The following is a 17,050-nucleotide window of genomic DNA, read 5'->3' on the forward strand; positions in this document are numbered from 1 at the left end:
TTTTAAATTCCTTGTTCGCAAGCTTGCCACACGCCAAGCACATCTGCGGTTTCTTTTACATCATGTACACGAATAATTTTTGCGCCATTTTGCGCAGCAATTAATGCCCCTGCTAAACTGCCAGCAAGGCGCTCGTTTGTTTGTCTATTTAATAAGTTGCCAATCATTGATTTGCGCGATAGTCCTGCTAAAACAGGTAAACCAAAGTGGTTAAATTCATTAAACCGCGCCAGTAATTGGTAGTTGTGACTGAGGGTTTTACCAAAGCCAAACCCGGGGTCTAAAATAAGTTGCTGGCGCTGAATACCCGCTGTTTCACAGGCATTGATCCGCTGTACAAAAAAATCATTTATATCACTGAATAAATCATCGTAATGTGGAGAGTTTTGCATACTTCGAGGTTGGCCTTGCATGTGCATTAAACACACCGCAACGTCTGGATACTGAGCAACTGTTGCCAGTGCGTTTGGCTCTTGTAAAGCACGCACATCATTAACAATATCAGCACCAGCTAGCATAGCTTGACGCATTACTTCACTTTTACTGGTATCAATCGAAATGATGCAATCATTAACGGCGCTATCACTGTGGGCACGAATTGCCTCGATTGCGGGTATTACTCTGGCTAATTCATCCTCAAGGCTAACATCAGGCGCACCAGGACGTGTTGATTCGCCACCAATATCTAATATGGTAGCACCATCTGCGAGTAACTTTTGAGCTTGTATGACAGCGCTGTCTGTTTGATAGTAGCGCCCGCCATCTGAAAAAGAGTCAGGAGTGACATTCAAGATCCCCATTATAACTGGGGTGTCGAGGTGTAAACTGCGACCTCTAGGTAACTTAACTGTGGTCATCTATCACCTTCAATACATCCATTGCATTGATATATATACTTTATTTAACCAGTTACAAAAAAGCCCCGACAATCGGGGCTTTTCGTTTAGCTATTTTAACTGTTATTCAGCTTTATCATCAAGATTTGTTTCATCTTTTTGAGCTGGCTTGTCGTCTTTTTCAGCAACTGGCTCTGCTTTGCTCTCTTCAACTGCTGGTTTTTTATCAGCAGTATCACGGCGGTCATGCGCATCACGTGGTTCACGTACAGGCTGACGTGCCATTAGATCATCAATTTGCTTAGCATCAATCGTTTCATATTTCATTAATGCATCTTTCATTGAATGCAGAATATCAATATGATCTTTCAAGATTTGCTCAGCGCGTTGATAGTTGCGATCTGAGAACAAACGAACTTCAGCATCAATTACTTTTGCCGTTTCATCCGACATGCTCATGGCACGACCACCGCCGCCACCCATGTACATCTCATTTTGATCTTCAGCGTATAGTAATGGCCCTAATTTTTCACTTAGGCCCCACTGTGTAACCATTTTACGCGCAATGTCAGTAGCACGTTCAATATCGTTACTAGCACCAGTAGTTACTTTATCTTCACCATAAATCAGCGCTTCAGCAATTCGGCCACCATATAAGCTTGAAATCATTGATTCCAATAGCTCTTTAGAGTGACTAACACGGTCTTGCTCTGGTAAATACATCGTTACACCAAGGGCACGGCCACGTGGAATAATCGATACTTTATAAACAGGATCGTGCTCTGGTACTATGCGGCCAACAATTGCATGTCCGGCTTCATGATACGCAGTCATTTCTTTTTCTTTCTCGCTCATCACCATGGTCTTGCGCTCTGCGCCCATCATGATTTTATCTTTAGCAGCATCAAATTCAGCCATGCTAACAACACGTTTATTACCACGTGCAGCATATAGAGCCGCTTCATTGACTAAGTTTGCAAGATCAGCACCAGAAAATCCCGGTGTACCACGCGCAATAACAGAAGCTTCTACGTTATCGCCTAATGGCACTTTTCGCATATGTACTTTAAGGATCTGTTCACGGCCACGGATATCAGGTAAGCCAACCACTACTTGGCGGTCAAAACGACCAGGACGAAGTAATGCTGGATCAAGTACATCTGGGCGGTTAGTCGCGGCAATAACGATAATACCTTCATTGCCTTCAAAGCCATCCATCTCTACTAGCATTTGGTTAAGTGTTTGCTCACGCTCATCGTGACCACCACCCATACCTGCGCCACGTTTACGGCCTACGGCATCAATTTCATCGATAAAGATGATACATGGCGCTGCTTTTTTCGCTTGTTCAAACATATCTCGAACACGCGAAGCACCCACACCAACAAACATCTCAACAAAGTCTGAACCTGAAATTGTAAAGAATGGTACTTTCGCTTCACCAGCAACGGCCTTAGCAAGCAAGGTTTTACCCGTACCTGGAGGACCAACCATTAATACGCCTTTAGGAATACTACCGCCAAGTTTTTGGAATTTAGATGGATCACGTAAGAAATCAACAAGCTCTGTTAGATCGTCTTTAGCTTCATCACAACCGGCAACATCTGCGAAGGTGGTTTTAATTTGGTCTTCACTCATTAAGCGTGCTTTACTCTTGCCAAACGACATAGCACCTTTGCCACCGCCGCCTTGCATTTGACGCATGAAGAAAATCCATACCCCAATTAGTAATAACATTGGGAACCATGAAATTAAGATGCTCGCTAAGAATGATTGCTCTTCTGGCTTCACACCTTTTACATTCACATCACTTTTTAATAAGTCATTAAGAATGTCTTTATCATAAATAGGCATGATCGTTTGAAAGCGATCGCCATTGGTTTTAGTGCCAGTAATTGTGCCACTGGTACTTTCGATTGCCACTTCTTGTATAGCGCCACTTCGGGCATCTTTTACAAATTGACTGTAACTAGTTTGACGGTCTGTTTGATCGCCACCATTAAAGCTCTGAAATACTGACATTAGCACAACTGCAATGACCAGCCAGAGTATTAGATTTTTCGCCATATCGCTCAAGGGGTTAACCTCTTGTATCCAATTAATTTAAATTCAACTAAACGCCTGACAACTGTACTACAGTTTGTAGCCTGTCGCTACTATATATACTTCACGTGATCGCGCACGTGAGGCGTCGGGTTTACGGATTTTTACAGTTTTAAAGCTATCACGCACTGTTTTTAAGAATTCATCAAAGCCTTCACCTTGGAATACTTTAACAACAAATGCACCATTTTTCTTTAAAACTTGGCTACACATATCTAATGCTAATTCCACTAAATACATGCTTCCAGCTTGGTCAACGGAGCTATTACCACTCATGTTTGGTGCCATATCAGAGAGCACCACATCAACATTTTTACCATTAATGCGATTTAATAACGCATCTAAAACAGCTTCTTCTCGGAAATCTCCTTGCAAAAAATCAACGCCGGCCAATGAATCCATAGGTAATATATCACAAGCGATCACCTGCCCTTTATCGCCTACTTTTTCTGCTAAATACTGTGACCAGCTTCCCGGCGCAGCTCCCAAATCAACAACAGTCATGGCTGGGCGTAGTAATTTATCTTTATTTTGGATCTCGTCGAGTTTAAAAATCGCACGAGAGCGCCAACCTTTCTTTTGTGCCTCGTGAACATAAGGATCATCAAAATGTTCCTTCAACCATCGCTGTGAACTGGCCGAAAGTTTCTTATTCGTCATAAATTAACACGCAACTAATTAGTAATATTCTCTAGATGGCGTTAGAATACCCTTAATTCAAGCCATATTCAGCAAAATTTGTAACAACATGAAATTATCGAACAAACAAAAGCAGTTTTTAAAAGGTCAAGCACACTCTCTAAAACCAGTTGTACTTCTTGGTTCTAACGGTTTAACTGAAGGTGTATTAGTTGAAATTCAAAGCGCTCTAGAAATCCACGAACTTATTAAAGTAAAAGTACCTACTGATGATCGTGAGACTAAAGCACTGATTTTTGAAGCTATTATTCGTGAAACCGGTGCTGAGAAATTACAGTCAATCGGCCACACCCTTGTGCTTTATCGCCAAAGCGAAGAAAAGAAGATCCAATTACCACGTAATTAATTTTCTATTCCGCTATAAAAAAACCAGCAATTGCTGGTTTTTTTATATCTGCGACGCAACTGCAATAAATTGTAAATAAATATATTACATTGCTCAAAAATTCATCTTCATATCACTCAACTGATAACCTTGCGCTTCGCTTTGTAAGATAAAATAGCGGTTAAATTCAGTTTCAGGCATCTTTTCAACATCTATTTGCGCTATTAATTTTGCCAATTCTGGCGTGGTATTACTATGGCCTACAATCACCACTACGCCATCTTGCGCTAAAACAGTGTGTTTAAATGCGGCTAAGTCACGAGGGTCGTAGCTTTGAATTGTAATATTAAAATGTTCAGCAATAGGAGTTGCGGTCTCGATAGTGCGATTATAGTCCGTACTAAAAACTGCTGTTGGCTGGACTTTACTAAGCAGACTCACTAACTGCTGCGCCCGTTGCTTGCCGGCATCCGTAAGATGGGGATCGTTGCCTGTTAATTTTTCACTATGGCGAAACAAAAAAATACTTTGCGGTGCTGCTGTTAAATTCGCAGTAAACAGTAATATTAAGCTCGCTAAAATATAGTTCATTTGTCTTCCTCTTTATACATTGCTAGTTGTTGTGAGCGTTTGAATAGCAACACACGATCAATAAACTCTGTCGTTAATTCATTAATGATACCGGTTTCGGCGTTAAGGATCAGACTGAAACCTATGTTTAAGTGCGGTATTACTACAAGGTCACTGCGATATCCTTGCACCCAGCCGCTATGATAGTAAATGGTTTCATTATCATATTCGTAAACCCGCCAGCCTAAGCCATAATAGGCCTCGCTAAGGTGCTTTTTCCACACTCGACGCCGTAACTCTTTTTTTGTATGCGTATAAGGACGAGTTTGACTGGCTAACACTGCACTGGATAATACCGTTGGGTAATATCCTAACTGCGCTTTTAACCAAATAGCCATATCACTGGCACTAGCATTAACGCCGGCTGCGGGAAGTACCTTGTAATAATTTTTTTTCAATTTTGCGGTATGCCAGCGTTTGCGCCCTCTTACATGGGGATGAGCATAATTATCATCTGTTACCATCGCTGTATAACCCAGGCTTGCATCATTCATATTTAATGGTGAAAATATAAATTCACTCATCCACCGAGAGTAATCCAATTTAGTACTGCTTTTGATCACTTCAGCAATTAAGCTAAACATCACATTTTGATAGCCATAGCACTGCCCTGGCTGGCAAATAGGTTCCACACTCAACAACTTTTGCACTATATCAGGGTAACTCATTCTTGATTCAATCAAGTTATCATACGCATTAGGTACTAAACCGCTGGAGTGACTGAGTAAGTGAAAAACTTTTAAATTATTTTTGTAATCCGTATTGGCGAAGGCTGGAATAAATTTACTGACAGGGTCGTCTAAAGAAAACTTCCCCTCATTGGCTAACTTTGCACTGAGTGAGCCTGCAAACGTTTTAGATACCGATGCTAAGCGAAACCGAGTATGGGCATTGACTGCTAAGCCCTTATTTAGCTTTGTTACCCCAAACCCTTGTATATGCGTATCATCAGGGCCATTAACTATCGACAACGCAGCCCCTGGGATCCCTTTGCTTTTTAATTTATGTTCGAGATGTTGTGTGTAATCATTGACAAATTCTTGCCACTGTTGCTCGCTGGCATGAACCTGCGATTGAAATAACACTAACGTGATAACGAAAAAAAAGGAGTTGATTAACGACACAAAGGACTTCATTTTTTATTATTTTTATCTAGATTAAGACATTCTTAGCTTTATAATACCATGAAGTTTTATTAAGACTAACGTACAATATTCCGATTATCGAGCTTTCAAAGGGTTTTACAGTGTTTATACGTTATTTATCAATAGTTTTTTTCACTTTCATTACAACAGCTTGTGTGACTGCGCCGCCACCTGCTGCGCCTTTAGAAATGCCACTCAAGCCGCAATTAAAAAGCCAAAGCTATCAAGTAACCTATGAAACCGAACATGCTTCACCGAAAGTAAAATCAGTACAATTACCAGCGCATAAAATTACTCGTAACCAAACTGTGCAAGTTATTGCCGATAAAGCAAGTGTCACGGATACCCTATTTAAACAAATAACTGATGCATTAACGACTATGAACTTACGTGTCGTTGATCAAGGTAATAGTGATTATACCCTAGCTATACACCAGCTAGAGCTCAACTTTATTGAAGATACCGAATATCAAATACAACCACCAAATAAAGCGTATCCTTTATTTGCGCAAATAACACAACTGTATCCGATCCAACAATGCTCAACCATCAATGCAGAGGTTAGCATGCGCCTGATCCATCGTGCATCGGGTGATGTAGTGTGGTTTGGAAAATCCTCAATCGACAGTGCGAGCTTCCATCGCGAACCACTTATTTACAGCTTCAGTGATGAACAAGTGATCAGTAATGAACTTGAAGTAGCCACTTTTATCCATCAACAAAATACTGATCAAGCACGTCTTGCCCGCGCCAATCAGGAGATCAGTATACCAAGCTATAAAACCATTTCAAAAATGACCAGCTTAACTAAACTTCAAGGACCGTGTAATCGCACTGAAGTGAGTGCTCTAACACCGATGATGCACTATTATCTAAGTAGTATTTTGATCGATAAAATAAAAGTACACTAAGTCAATGTCCACAGAATGACTACTGGCTACAATTTTTTACAGATCAAAGGAACTCTTTGACAATATAATACACTTAACAACTGCTTAATTTATTTGGATCATGGATGCAACGTAAACAACACACTCTACAGAAACTACTGTTATTACTGATCAGTGTGAGTTTATGGAGCACCTCTAGCAATGCCAGTAATCGCTATTATGCTGATAACACCTTAGAGCCAACCTCAGGCTTTGCTTGGGATTGGAGCGCGGGTGCGGGCTATTATGTTGAAGATTCTTATCTAGTTGGAATGGATTCTTACAGTGACGGTCTAGAACTTGATATTAACCTTGCTGTTTCTTACGAACGCTTTTATTTAGATATTGATCACAGCCAACTCAGTGGCGGCATCATTATTGGTTATAGCATCATCAATAAGTATAATTGGGATCTTGATATTCTTGGTACCAATATGCAAGCTGGGTTTGATGAAACAGGACTGGACTTTTATAGCAGTGGGGTGATGCCTGAACTTAAAGGTATACGAACCAGAAAAAGTGACTTTGATACCGGCTTACGCCTTACCCGTCGCTTTGAAAACTCACAGATTTCCTTTGAATACTTACATGATATTTCTAATGCTCATAATGGTTGGGTCGTAAATAGCTTTTTTAGCCATATTTTACCGTGGCAAAACTGGGAGTTTCGCACCGGTGTTGGCATTAGCGCTTACTCAGCAGATTTCAGCAATTACTATTTTGGCATAACATCAGAAGAAGCCACCGCTACTCGTGCTGTCTATAAAACAGACGGCGCAATGAGTATGATTTTTGAATTCCACGCCGAGTACCCACTTAATCGACACTGGGTATTTTTAGGTGGCTGGCTGTCAACCTGGTTTTCAAGTGAAATTTCCAACAGTCCCATTGTGGCTCAGGGTTATCAGCATAAAGCCATGGTAGGCGTGCGCTATGTATTTTAAAACCACAGTAATTTTATTACTGTTATTAAACGCAAAACAATTACTAGCCAATGTTGAAGAACCGCATGACAGTAGTTTAATTGCGTTGCCCGACACCTGTGTTGCACTGCGCGAAGGACGCAGTTGCTATGCTGATATAGAGCTAAGCTGGCAACAAACTAGCATCGGTAATTACTGTTTACGTGATGCAACATCGAAGCATATTATGCAATGCTGGCTTAGACAAAATAGCGGAAAGTTAAATTATGCTTTTGATTCTGTTGAAAGCATTTCATTTGAGTTAATAAACAGCGATACCGGTAAGATCATTGCGTCAACACAAGTACAGTTGCAATGGGTGTATCAAAATCGCCAAAAGAAACGCCGCTGGCGGCTTTTTTAAAACGAGATAAAGCATGGATAATTACGGCACAATATTACTAGTTGAAGATGACGGCTCTTTAGCCCAGTGGGTAGCGGAGTATTTAACTGAGCAAGGCTACACGACTCATATTTGTGAACGTGGCGACCAAGTTGTCAGTCATGTAAAAGAGCTCAAGCCTGACTTAATTTTACTCGATATTATGCTCCCCGGCCAAGACGGTATTAGTGTCTGTCGTGAACTACGTCAATTTTACCAAAGCCCTATTATTATGCTAACCGCTCGAGACGAAGAAATGGACGAAGTGATTGGTCTTGAAGTCGGTGCCAGTGATTACATAATGAAACCGGTCAGGCCGCGTGCATTGCTTGCGCGGATCAAGGCGGCACTGCGCGCCAATAACGACAATTCAGAGTCGCAAGCGGATGATACCATTATTCAAGTTGGCTCTTTAAAAATTGATACACAATCTCGCAACGTTTTTATTAATAATATTGATCAAGGAGTTTCCAGCGCCGAGTACTTATTACTGCATTATTTAGCCTGTAACGCCGGGCAAGTTGTGTCGCGAGATGCTGTATTCAAAGCAACCAAGGGTCGTGAATACGATGGCCTTGATCGTAGTGTCGATGTGCTTATTTCTGCACTGCGCAAAAAGTTTAATGATGATCCGCAGCAACCTGAAAAAATTAAAACAATTTGGGGGCGAGGCTATTTACTCGTCGCAAGCGCTTGGTGATCGCCGCTAAGGTATACTGGCAAATGCTATGAAAAAGTTTTATCTCTCCTTATTAGCCAGTGCCCTGCTCTCGATCGTAATATTAGGTTGGTTAATTGATGCTTTTAGTCAGCAAACTCATACCTCGCAGGATGAGTTTGGCTTTCAAAGTAAACTTTTAATGGGCTTCAGCCAGCAAATTGCCAGCCAACCCTTCATGCAAAGAGCAGACTACACCGCCTTACTTGCACAACAGTTTTCGTTGGGATTAAGTTATCGAGCCACGCAATCTTTAGCGCTGCCACCATCACTGCTAGAAGAGATCAATGCTGAAGGCGGACTGATTTTAGAAGATCAAGAAGGGTATTACCTACTCTACAGTAATGATTTGCTTGCGCCTTTTCATCTTAAATTACGTTTGGAAAAATCCCACGAACAAGATCAACAAAATGATATGTTACTTACCTTAATGTTTTACGCTGGGTTATGTGTGTTTATGGGGTTTATTATTGCACCATTAGCTAAACGACTAGGCGTGGTTAATGACGCAGCTAAAAAGTTTGCCAGTGGCGACTTACATGCTCGCATTCGGGTATCCCATTTCACTTACATTAAAGATGTTGAGCTTACTTTTAACCGCATGGCAAGCCAGATCGAAAAATTACTCGATGAAAATAAACTGATGGCCTCGAGTTTATCTCATGATATACGCACCCCCATTGCCTGCCTACGATTTGGCTTAGATGCGGCACTAGATAGTCATAGCGAAAAAAAAATAAAACATTATTTAAATCGTATGGAAGCTGATTTAGACCAAATGGAATCAATGTTGAAAAGTTATTTAGCATTTGCCACGCTTGAGCAAAAAGCCAACCAACTGACCTACTCACACACTGAGTTAAACAGCTACCTAAGCACCCTAATACAGCAACTAGAGCCTAAGTTAGTACAGCAACAACTTGATTTACAGCTTATCTGTCATGATAATTCTCATATTTATGCAGATTTACACTGGTTAGCTCGCGCAATCACTAATCTGCTTAGCAATGCCTGTGACTTTGCCAAACAAAAAATTATTCTCACGGCATCGATTAAAGAGCAAACACTTATTATCACCGTTGAGGATGATGGCCCAGGTATCGAAGAGCAAAATTGGCACAAAGTTTTTAGCCCTTTTTTTCAAGAACAGAGTCATCGCAATCGGGCCGATCAAAGTTATGGCCTAGGACTTGCCATTGTTGCTAAAGTAGCTGATTGGCATCATGGCAGTGTAAGCGTAAATCGTAGTAAACACCTAACGGGGGCATGCCTTACCCTTAAAATACATAACCCGGAACAGTTGTAACTTTTATGTTACAGTTTACAGCATCATAAACCACCTCATTATGATTAGATAACAATAACTTAAACAAACAATGTTAACAGCATTGGCATTCTAAATTTTGTAAATACAGTCATGCGTTAATTCTGCACGGCTGCAGCTAAAAATAAGGGCTTTTTATTTTTTAACATTTACAGTAGATTGTCAGCGCCGTCACTATATAGAGAAGAAAAAATAATTATGAGCGCAGTCAGAGGGGAGTTTAGCTCCCGTTTTGGATTCATTATGGCCGCAGCAGGATCTGCAGTAGGTCTTGGTAATATTTGGGGTTTCCCTACACAAACAGCTAGCAATGGAGGCGCAGCCTTTTTAATTGCTTACCTTGTATTGGCATTTTGTTTGGCTTACCCAGCACTGATGGCAGAACTAACGATTGGGCGCCATGGTCAGGCCAATGCGGTTAGTTCATTGCGGAAAGTTTCAAATAACCCGTTCCAAAAACGCTTTGCGTTTGTGGTCGGTTTTGGCGGTATCATATGTGCCGGACTGATCCTCAGCTTTTATGCCATTGTCGCCGGTTGGATGATCAGTGCCACTCTAGAGCCCATTGCGACTTTAGTGGGCAGTGAGAGCTCTTCAACTTGGTTAAGTGAACAGTCACTCTCTAGAAACCTTATATTTACAGCTGGGTTTATTATTCTTACTGTCGCAATCATTAGCCGCGGAGTAGAAAACGGCATTGAAAAGTGGTCGAAACGCTTAATGCCCGCACTGCTGACTATTTTATTTGCACTGATTGTTTATGTGCTGATGCAAGAAGGTGCTATGACAGGCCTTAAAGCCTATTTAGTACCTGATTTTAGCTCTATTTTAGACCCTGAATTACTTGTTAGTGCACTGGGGCAAGCATTCTTTTCATTGTCATTGGGCACCAGTGTGATGATCATTTATGGCTCCTACATTAGTAAAAAAGAAAATTTAGTCTCACTTGGCGCCTACGTTACCCTTATTGATGTGTTTATTGCTTTTGTTGCTGGGTTACTAATTATCCCTGCGATGTACGTTGCGCAGGCACAAGGGGTGGAAATATTCTCAGCTACTGGAGAGTTGCTTTCTGAAGACACTTTAGTATTTCAAGTATTACCCGCTCTTTTTGATGGCATGGGCACCATTGGTTTATTCGTTGGCTTTGCCTTTTTTGCATTGATGAGTATAGCTGCACTGACATCGTCTATTTCAATGCTTGAAGCACCGGTTTCGTATGCGGTAGAGCGCTTTGATCTTGGCCGTGTAAAAGCCACTTGGTTAATAGGAACGATTATAGCATTGGTGAGCTTTACGATAGTCCTGAACTTTAATGCGCTGTTTGGTTTAGTTATTGCGCTCACAACTAAATTTGGTCAGCCTATTCTTGGTTTAATGTGTTGCTTGTTTGTCGGCTGGATTTGGTATCGCAACTCACTATTAAACGAAATACAACAAGGCTGCCCAGAAGTTGCTACCAGCCTATTTTGGAAAATATGGCCATGGTATATTAAATTCATTTGCCCAATTGCAATTGGTTTAGTGTTTGTCAGCTCGCTATTAGGCTAACTCAAAAAACCGCTCTTTACACGGAGCGGTTTTTTAAAATCATATCTTGATGTGCAATACCATCTTCTAAATAAGGCTCGCCAATACACTGAAAACCCAGCGACTGATAAAACGCGAGTAAATAGGTTTGCGCGCCAATGTATATATCCTTGTTCGGCCAATGCGTAAAGCAACACTGGATCGCCTCTTTAACCAATAACACTGCCAACCCCTTACCCCGTTGTGATTTTTCAACCAGCACGCGACCAATAGCGCTGTACTGCTCATTTTTCTCATAACAACGTGCGTATGCAGCTAATTGTTCAGCCTCGAGCCAATAGAGATGCTGAGTTGTTGCAGTGCAATCGATATCGTCTAATTCAGGGTATGGGCATTGCTGCTCAACTACAAATACATCGACCCGCGTGCGCATGATAGTAAACAGTACCTGCGCAGACAGTTGAGAAAATGGTTTTGTTGTTAATCGCATAAAAACTCCTAACATAAAAAAAGCCCAGTCAATACTGGGCTACTTATTACGCTTAGCTAACTAACCGAGCTCTGAATAGCTAGGCAAGCAAACGTTCTAATTGATCACATAAATGCGAAAGATTAACGTGATCATGTTCAATCGTCAGGTCAACATAGCCATCACCACGAAAACCACGGTCAAGCTCAATTAAAACATGAGTTTTATGAGCTTCAGGCACAAACGATAGTTCAATCTCTTGAATACCGAACAAGCTACGGCTATTTGGTTTATATTCCAGCTCTTGATAACAACCAGAGACAGAGTTAAACGTACTAGCACGTAAGAAGCCCTTTTCAACATCCGCTTTTACCAAGCTAAAACCCAGTTTATCCATCGCTTGCATAAAAGTAGTTACGGCATCATTTGGATAAATATGAAGATGATCTTTATCCGTAGGATCAAGTGCTAAATCAATATCTAAACCTGTTTCAAGCCACACATGTGATTGGTTATAACCGGCGTTGATTTCGGTGATCGGTGTTTCTGAATGTAAGCGCGCTTCAAACGGAATGTGTTTTTGTTGACCAGGTTCAATTGTACCAATATCGGTTATACGCCACTTATCAATAATATGATTGGTAAAATAAGCACCGTCTTCACCTTCCACTTTTACGCGCGTCATTAATGCTAAATCAAGACCTGTTATTGCTTGGCTAACATCCCCTGCGGTGATCACTATTTGGGCATTAAATAATTGCCCAGGTTGTAAATGCTCAGTTTCAAGCACGGTATCTACTGTTGCTGCACCAATACCGACTGATGCAAGAATTTTTTTAAACATCTATTTCTCCTTAAGCTTAATTCACCTAAACCTGAATCACGCTTAAATTCCTTTGTTACTGCATCTTAACCATATTTAAAAGCTGCTGTCAGTGAAAAAATAACTATTTTTTGAGTTTTTAGCAGAATAATTAACTAAACGAGTGTTTTTCATACACAGGTATATCTCTATGCGCGCAATTTATATGCATAATATACACGAATGATTTTCAAAAATGCTGATATTTCGCTACACTAGGTAACCAAATGAAGTGATATTAAGAATTATGGAACTATTATATTTTGCTGTCGCATTTGTGTGTGGCTTTGCCGTGTACCAACTTAAACTTCCTCCGCTAATCGGTTTTTTGATTGCTGGCTTTGTACTGAACTTATCTGGCTTTAAAACCACTGAGCTACTTAATACGATTGCTAATTTAGGGATCACGTTATTACTATTTAGTATTGGTCTGAAACTAAAAGTTAGCCATCTTATTAAGCCACAAGTTTGGGCCCCTGCCTCTTTACATATTATTATTAGTAGCGCTATTTTTTGCAGTTTGATGCTGTTCTTAGGCGCACTTTCGTTGCCATTATTTGCAGACCTAAGTTGGCAAAGTGCGTTGCTTGTTGGTTTTGCTTTTAGCTTTTCTAGCACAGTTTTTGCTGTAAAAGTACTTGAAGAACGTGGCGAAATGGCCAGCCTTCACGGCAAAATAGCCATTGGTATTTTGGTTATGCAAGATATCTTTGCAGTGATATTTTTAGCCATCAGCACAGGTAAAATCCCCAACGGTTGGGCTTTTGCGCTATTAGTTGCCTTGCCATTATTACGCCCAGTCATGTTTTGGGTGTTAAATCGTTCTAAACATGGTGAGCTATTACCTTTGTTTGGCTTTTTCTTTGCACTTGTCGTTGGCTATCATGCATTTGAATTTGCAGGCTTGAAAGGTGATTTAGGCGCGTTGATCATCGGTATGATCTTTGCTCCTCATAAAAAAGCCAGTGAGCTTGCAAAATCACTACTTAATTTAAAAGAAATTTTATTAGTTGGGTTTTTCTTAACAATTGGTTTAGGTGCTGATCTGACGCTCAACTCATTACTTATAGCGCTTATTATTGTATTGGTGCTACCAGTCAAAGTTGCCCTGTATTATATACTAACGAATGCCTTTAAGTTACGCGCTCGTACCTCCTTATTGAGTGCATTTACCTTAGCTAACTACAGCGAGTTTGGCTTGATAGTCTGTATGGTTGCTGCCAGTAGCGGGTTAATCACATCTGAGTGGTTGGCTGTTATGGCTATTGCAGTATCAATGACCTTTATCATTGCATCCCCACTAAATAAACGTTCAAACGAAATTTATGTAAAAATCGAAGCTTGGCTCATACGTTTTGAAAGCCCTACTCGCTTAGCAGAAGAACTTCCTGTGAACTTAAATGACACCAAGATTGTTATTTTTGGTATGGGTCGTATTGGCACCGGTGCATATGAAACAATTAACATCACCCATCCTGGCGTTGTAGCTGGAGTAGACATCAAGCCAGAAGTGGTCGAGAAGCATGTTTCACGAGGCCGTAAGGCACTCTTGGCAGATGCAACCGATCCAGACTTTTGGCAACGGGTAAATCACTCCCATGTAGAGATGATCATGCTCGCGATGCCAAAACATATGCAAAACATTTTTGCTTTGGAGCAATTGCGTGCTTCGGGTTACCAAGGTCAAGTTACTGCCATTGCTAACTATCCAGATCAGCAAAAAGAACTTGAAGATATGGGCGTTGACTCTACTTATAACTTCTATTTAGAGGCCGGTAGTGGCTTCGCTGAGCATGTAAAGCAAAAATTATTTCCATAATATAAATAAAGTTCTCAGCACCACAAAAGGTACTGAGAACTATTTTCATTTAATTTTCATATCCTTATATATAACCGCCTGAAACAACGTCGCAAAAGTCCCCAAATAAGAGTCAAGCGCATTTACAAAGCTTTACATCCAGATTGGCATTTACCCATGAAAAAAGAGTAAACTGCATTTGTTGAGTAATACGTAAGTATCTATTTTTAGCACAAAAAAAGCCTTCTCGTGTTTTTGAATACGTATTTATCGGCATTTTGTCTTTTGCTATTAAATAAGGTTTTTAGATGAAGAATAAGTTTGCTACACAGTTTCAGACAGTGGCGGATGATGTAAATAACCCAAAACTGGTTGAGCTTCAAAATCGTCTTGATGAAATACAAAGAAATGGAATGACAGCGTTAACAATGCGCTCAGTGCTATTTCAAAAAATGCTCGATATATATCAAGTGCCGGAAAATCATTTCTTACGTGATAGCGAAACACCAAGCCGCATCGATGATCCGTCAATTATAAACAAACTTAAACAACTTGGATTTACCAAAAAGCATCAATATCAGATCCATTAGTAAATTATGAGGGCCTACTCCCCTCATTAAATAGGCTGTTTCTTGCCCGTCACAGCCTATTTTCTCACCCTCTTTTGTAATACACTTCACGCATAATCTAGCAAATTAAGTTAATCATGGATCCAGAGCTTTTAAAAACAGCGATCAATACAAAAATGCCATTTGGTAAATACGCAGGCCGCCCTTTGCTGCTATTACCAGAACCATACTTGGTCTGGTTTAAGCAGCAAGGATTTCCTCACGGCACACTCGGTGCTCAATTAGCAATGATGTATGAAGTTAAACTCAATGGCTTGGAGCAGATGCTCATGCCGCTTTTAAAAACACATAAATAAATTAAAAGTAATAAATAATGGAACTTACTTAGCAAAGTGAAGTCTACTCTTTTGCTACTTGTTGATTTTGGTTTTAACCGCAGAAAAGCGCCTATTAGGCGCTTTTTTTTTGAGTATCAATTTAGCCACAGATATAGCAATAGAAAAGGAGTTACTTACCCTGAACTCTGGTTACTTAGGCAAATAGATTGTAAATTTGGCGCCACCTAATTCTGAATTCGATATCGTACAGCTGCCTTGGTGCCAAGACACTATTTTTGCCACAATGGCTAAACCAAGCCCAAAGCCTCCAGTCTTTTTATCGCGACTTTTATCAAGTCGGGCAAAAGGTTTAAACACTGCATCCCATTGTGATTGTTCAATGCCAGGGCCATCGTCTTCGACCGATAAAATTAACTGCCCAGTATTTTCAACTAAGCTAATTCGCACTTCGTGACGAGCATATTTCAACGCATTGCCTACTAAGTTTTGGATACTGCGGGCGATAAAGTGACTGTCACAAGTGTAACTGCATAAAGCTGGTAATTGCATATTGAGTTTTATTTGCGTAGCAAAATCAAGTTTAGTGACAACACTTTCTACTAGCTGCACTAAGTTACATGTTTGCACCGTAAGATTAGGTTGTTGGCTATCAAGGCGAGCATAATCAAGCATTTCTTTAACTAACGACTCTAACTCCACAATATCTAATTGCATGTTATCGATATATTCAAAGGCTTTTTCGTCAGCTACTTTATCCTCAAGCATTGCCAACGCAAATTTTAAACGTGCCAGTGGCGTTCTAAACTCATGCGATACCGACGATGTAAGTTCTTGTTGAGCGGTTAATAAATGCTGAATACGCTGCTGCATAGCACTTAAGGTGTCGGTAATTGGTAAAAAGAATGATTTCGAGGTGGCGCTCAGCTCAAAGTCTTGTGATCCACCAACGGCTTCACAGGCCAGTCGCAACTTAGCAAAATCACGCCACAGTAAAAAACTCCATAAGCCAACAGGGATCCCAACGACACACAATAATAATAGATAAGGCCAAACGGATGAGAATACTGGCGCAGAAACGGTAATTGGACCCACTTGCAATAATTGCTCATTATCAACAACGATATACCAGATAGCTCGCTGTTGTTGATCAAATAGATAAATATAATTATGTAGGTTAAGTTCTTGTTGTTGTTGTGCGGGCAACATTAGGTCTTGTTTTTGTACTATTTCACTTTGAAAGCGAGTGGCTATTTTAGTAAGCCCTTGCGGGGTTTGCGCTAATAGCCATAGGGATTGACCAAACTCATCATCGAGCGCAATTTGTTGTTGACTGTCTTCATAGGGCCAAAGTTGTTCAATTACCCCACTGACTAAAAACAGGGAAACTATAATATACACATATAAACTTGCAAATAGTTTCCCCATTAATAG

General features: G+C 40.5%; 18 protein-coding genes. 10 read left to right on the top strand and 8 right to left on the bottom strand.

The genetic code is table 11. The features are described 5' to 3' along the window. Positions 1–2 precede the first annotated feature (2 nt). The 3 genes from folP to rlmE form a co-directional block, all read right to left on the bottom strand. Positions 3–857, bottom strand: coding sequence for a dihydropteroate synthase (folP, locus tag PVK79_RS17425; RefSeq protein WP_257326259.1), 855 nt, complete (start codon positions 855–857; stop codon positions 3–5). A 102-nt stretch (positions 858–959) separates the two neighbouring features. Beyond that, a complete protein-coding gene (gene ftsH, locus PVK79_RS17430; RefSeq protein ID WP_145239198.1) occupies positions 960–2,903 on the bottom strand; it encodes an ATP-dependent zinc metalloprotease FtsH in 1,944 nt (647 codons plus the stop codon). A 66-nt stretch (positions 2,904–2,969) separates the two neighbouring features. After that, positions 2,970–3,599 (bottom strand): 23S rRNA (uridine(2552)-2'-O)-methyltransferase RlmE, encoded by a 630-nt coding sequence (gene rlmE / locus PVK79_RS17435; RefSeq protein WP_145239201.1) that lies wholly within the window; start codon positions 3,597–3,599, stop codon positions 2,970–2,972. 88 nt (positions 3,600–3,687) lie between these two features. Here rlmE and yhbY point away from each other — a divergent pair, with 88 nt between their 5' ends. Further along, complete coding sequence (yhbY, locus tag PVK79_RS17440; protein ID WP_016707974.1) at positions 3,688–3,984, top strand: ribosome assembly RNA-binding protein YhbY; 297 nt, start codon at positions 3,688–3,690, stop codon at positions 3,982–3,984. A gap of 93 nt (positions 3,985–4,077) precedes the next feature. Here the strand turns inward: yhbY and PVK79_RS17445 are convergent, their stop codons facing one another. Then, positions 4,078–4,554: a SixA phosphatase family protein gene (locus tag PVK79_RS17445; protein WP_145239204.1), complete on the bottom strand. Its 477-nt coding sequence runs from the start codon at positions 4,552–4,554 to the stop codon at positions 4,078–4,080. Beyond that, complete coding sequence (locus PVK79_RS17450) at positions 4,551–5,729, bottom strand: serine hydrolase domain-containing protein (protein WP_145239207.1); 1,179 nt, start codon at positions 5,727–5,729, stop codon at positions 4,551–4,553. Before PVK79_RS17450 ends, PVK79_RS17445 begins: the two co-directional genes overlap by 4 nt. 116 nt (positions 5,730–5,845) lie before the next feature. On the opposite strand from PVK79_RS17450, the gene PVK79_RS17455 reads away from it, so the two are divergent. From PVK79_RS17455 to PVK79_RS17480, 6 genes are all read left to right on the top strand, one after another. Next, positions 5,846–6,649 (top strand): hypothetical protein, encoded by an 804-nt coding sequence (locus PVK79_RS17455; protein ID WP_182778330.1) that lies wholly within the window; start codon positions 5,846–5,848, stop codon positions 6,647–6,649. Positions 6,650–6,753: 104 nt separating this feature from the next. Next, the gene (locus tag PVK79_RS17460; protein ID WP_257326260.1) at positions 6,754–7,611 is read left to right on the top strand and encodes a MipA/OmpV family protein; all 858 of its coding nucleotides are present in this window, start codon (positions 6,754–6,756) and stop codon (positions 7,609–7,611) included. Continuing rightward, positions 7,601–7,993, top strand: coding sequence for a DUF3019 domain-containing protein (locus tag PVK79_RS17465; RefSeq protein ID WP_257326261.1), 393 nt, complete (start codon positions 7,601–7,603; stop codon positions 7,991–7,993). Before PVK79_RS17460 ends, PVK79_RS17465 begins: the two co-directional genes overlap by 11 nt. A gap of 13 nt (positions 7,994–8,006) precedes the next feature. Then, positions 8,007–8,711 carry a response regulator gene (locus tag PVK79_RS17470; RefSeq protein WP_257326262.1) on the top strand — a complete coding sequence of 235 codons (705 nt, stop codon included), beginning with the start codon at positions 8,007–8,009 and terminating at the stop codon, positions 8,709–8,711. 28 nt (positions 8,712–8,739) lie between these two features. Further along, positions 8,740–10,035, top strand: coding sequence for an ATP-binding protein (locus PVK79_RS17475; RefSeq protein WP_257326263.1), 1,296 nt, complete (start codon positions 8,740–8,742; stop codon positions 10,033–10,035). Positions 10,036–10,251: 216 nt separating this feature from the next. After that, the gene (locus tag PVK79_RS17480; RefSeq protein WP_257326264.1) at positions 10,252–11,604 is read left to right on the top strand and encodes a sodium-dependent transporter; all 1,353 of its coding nucleotides are present in this window, start codon (positions 10,252–10,254) and stop codon (positions 11,602–11,604) included. Positions 11,605–11,620: 16 nt separating this feature from the next. Here the strand turns inward: PVK79_RS17480 and PVK79_RS17485 are convergent, their stop codons facing one another. Then, positions 11,621–12,073, bottom strand: a complete 453-nt coding sequence (locus tag PVK79_RS17485) for a GNAT family N-acetyltransferase (RefSeq protein ID WP_145239226.1) — start codon at positions 12,071–12,073, stop codon at positions 11,621–11,623. Between the two features lie 79 nt (positions 12,074–12,152). After that, positions 12,153–12,896, bottom strand: coding sequence for a sporulation protein (locus PVK79_RS17490; RefSeq protein ID WP_145239228.1), 744 nt, complete (start codon positions 12,894–12,896; stop codon positions 12,153–12,155). A gap of 265 nt (positions 12,897–13,161) precedes the next feature. Between PVK79_RS17490 and PVK79_RS17495 the strand changes: the two genes are divergently transcribed. From PVK79_RS17495 to PVK79_RS17505, 3 genes are all read left to right on the top strand, one after another. Continuing rightward, positions 13,162–14,733 (top strand): cation:proton antiporter family protein, encoded by a 1,572-nt coding sequence (locus PVK79_RS17495; RefSeq protein WP_145239230.1) that lies wholly within the window; start codon positions 13,162–13,164, stop codon positions 14,731–14,733. A gap of 287 nt (positions 14,734–15,020) precedes the next feature. Further along, complete coding sequence (locus PVK79_RS17500; RefSeq protein WP_182778293.1) at positions 15,021–15,302, top strand: hypothetical protein; 282 nt, start codon at positions 15,021–15,023, stop codon at positions 15,300–15,302. Positions 15,303–15,418: 116 nt separating this feature from the next. Beyond that, complete coding sequence (locus PVK79_RS17505; RefSeq protein WP_145239236.1) at positions 15,419–15,637, top strand: DUF3820 family protein; 219 nt, start codon at positions 15,419–15,421, stop codon at positions 15,635–15,637. 171 nt (positions 15,638–15,808) lie between these two features. On the opposite strand, the gene PVK79_RS17510 is transcribed toward PVK79_RS17505, so the two are convergent. Then, entirely contained in the window at positions 15,809–17,044 is a 1,236-nt protein-coding gene (locus PVK79_RS17510; protein WP_145239239.1) for an ATP-binding protein, read from the bottom strand. Positions 17,045–17,050 lie beyond the last annotated feature (6 nt).

Origin of the sequence: Pseudoalteromonas rhizosphaerae (genome assembly GCF_028885455.1) — a bacterium.
GTDB classification, from domain to species: Bacteria; Pseudomonadota; Gammaproteobacteria; order Enterobacterales; family Alteromonadaceae; genus Pseudoalteromonas; species Pseudoalteromonas rhizosphaerae.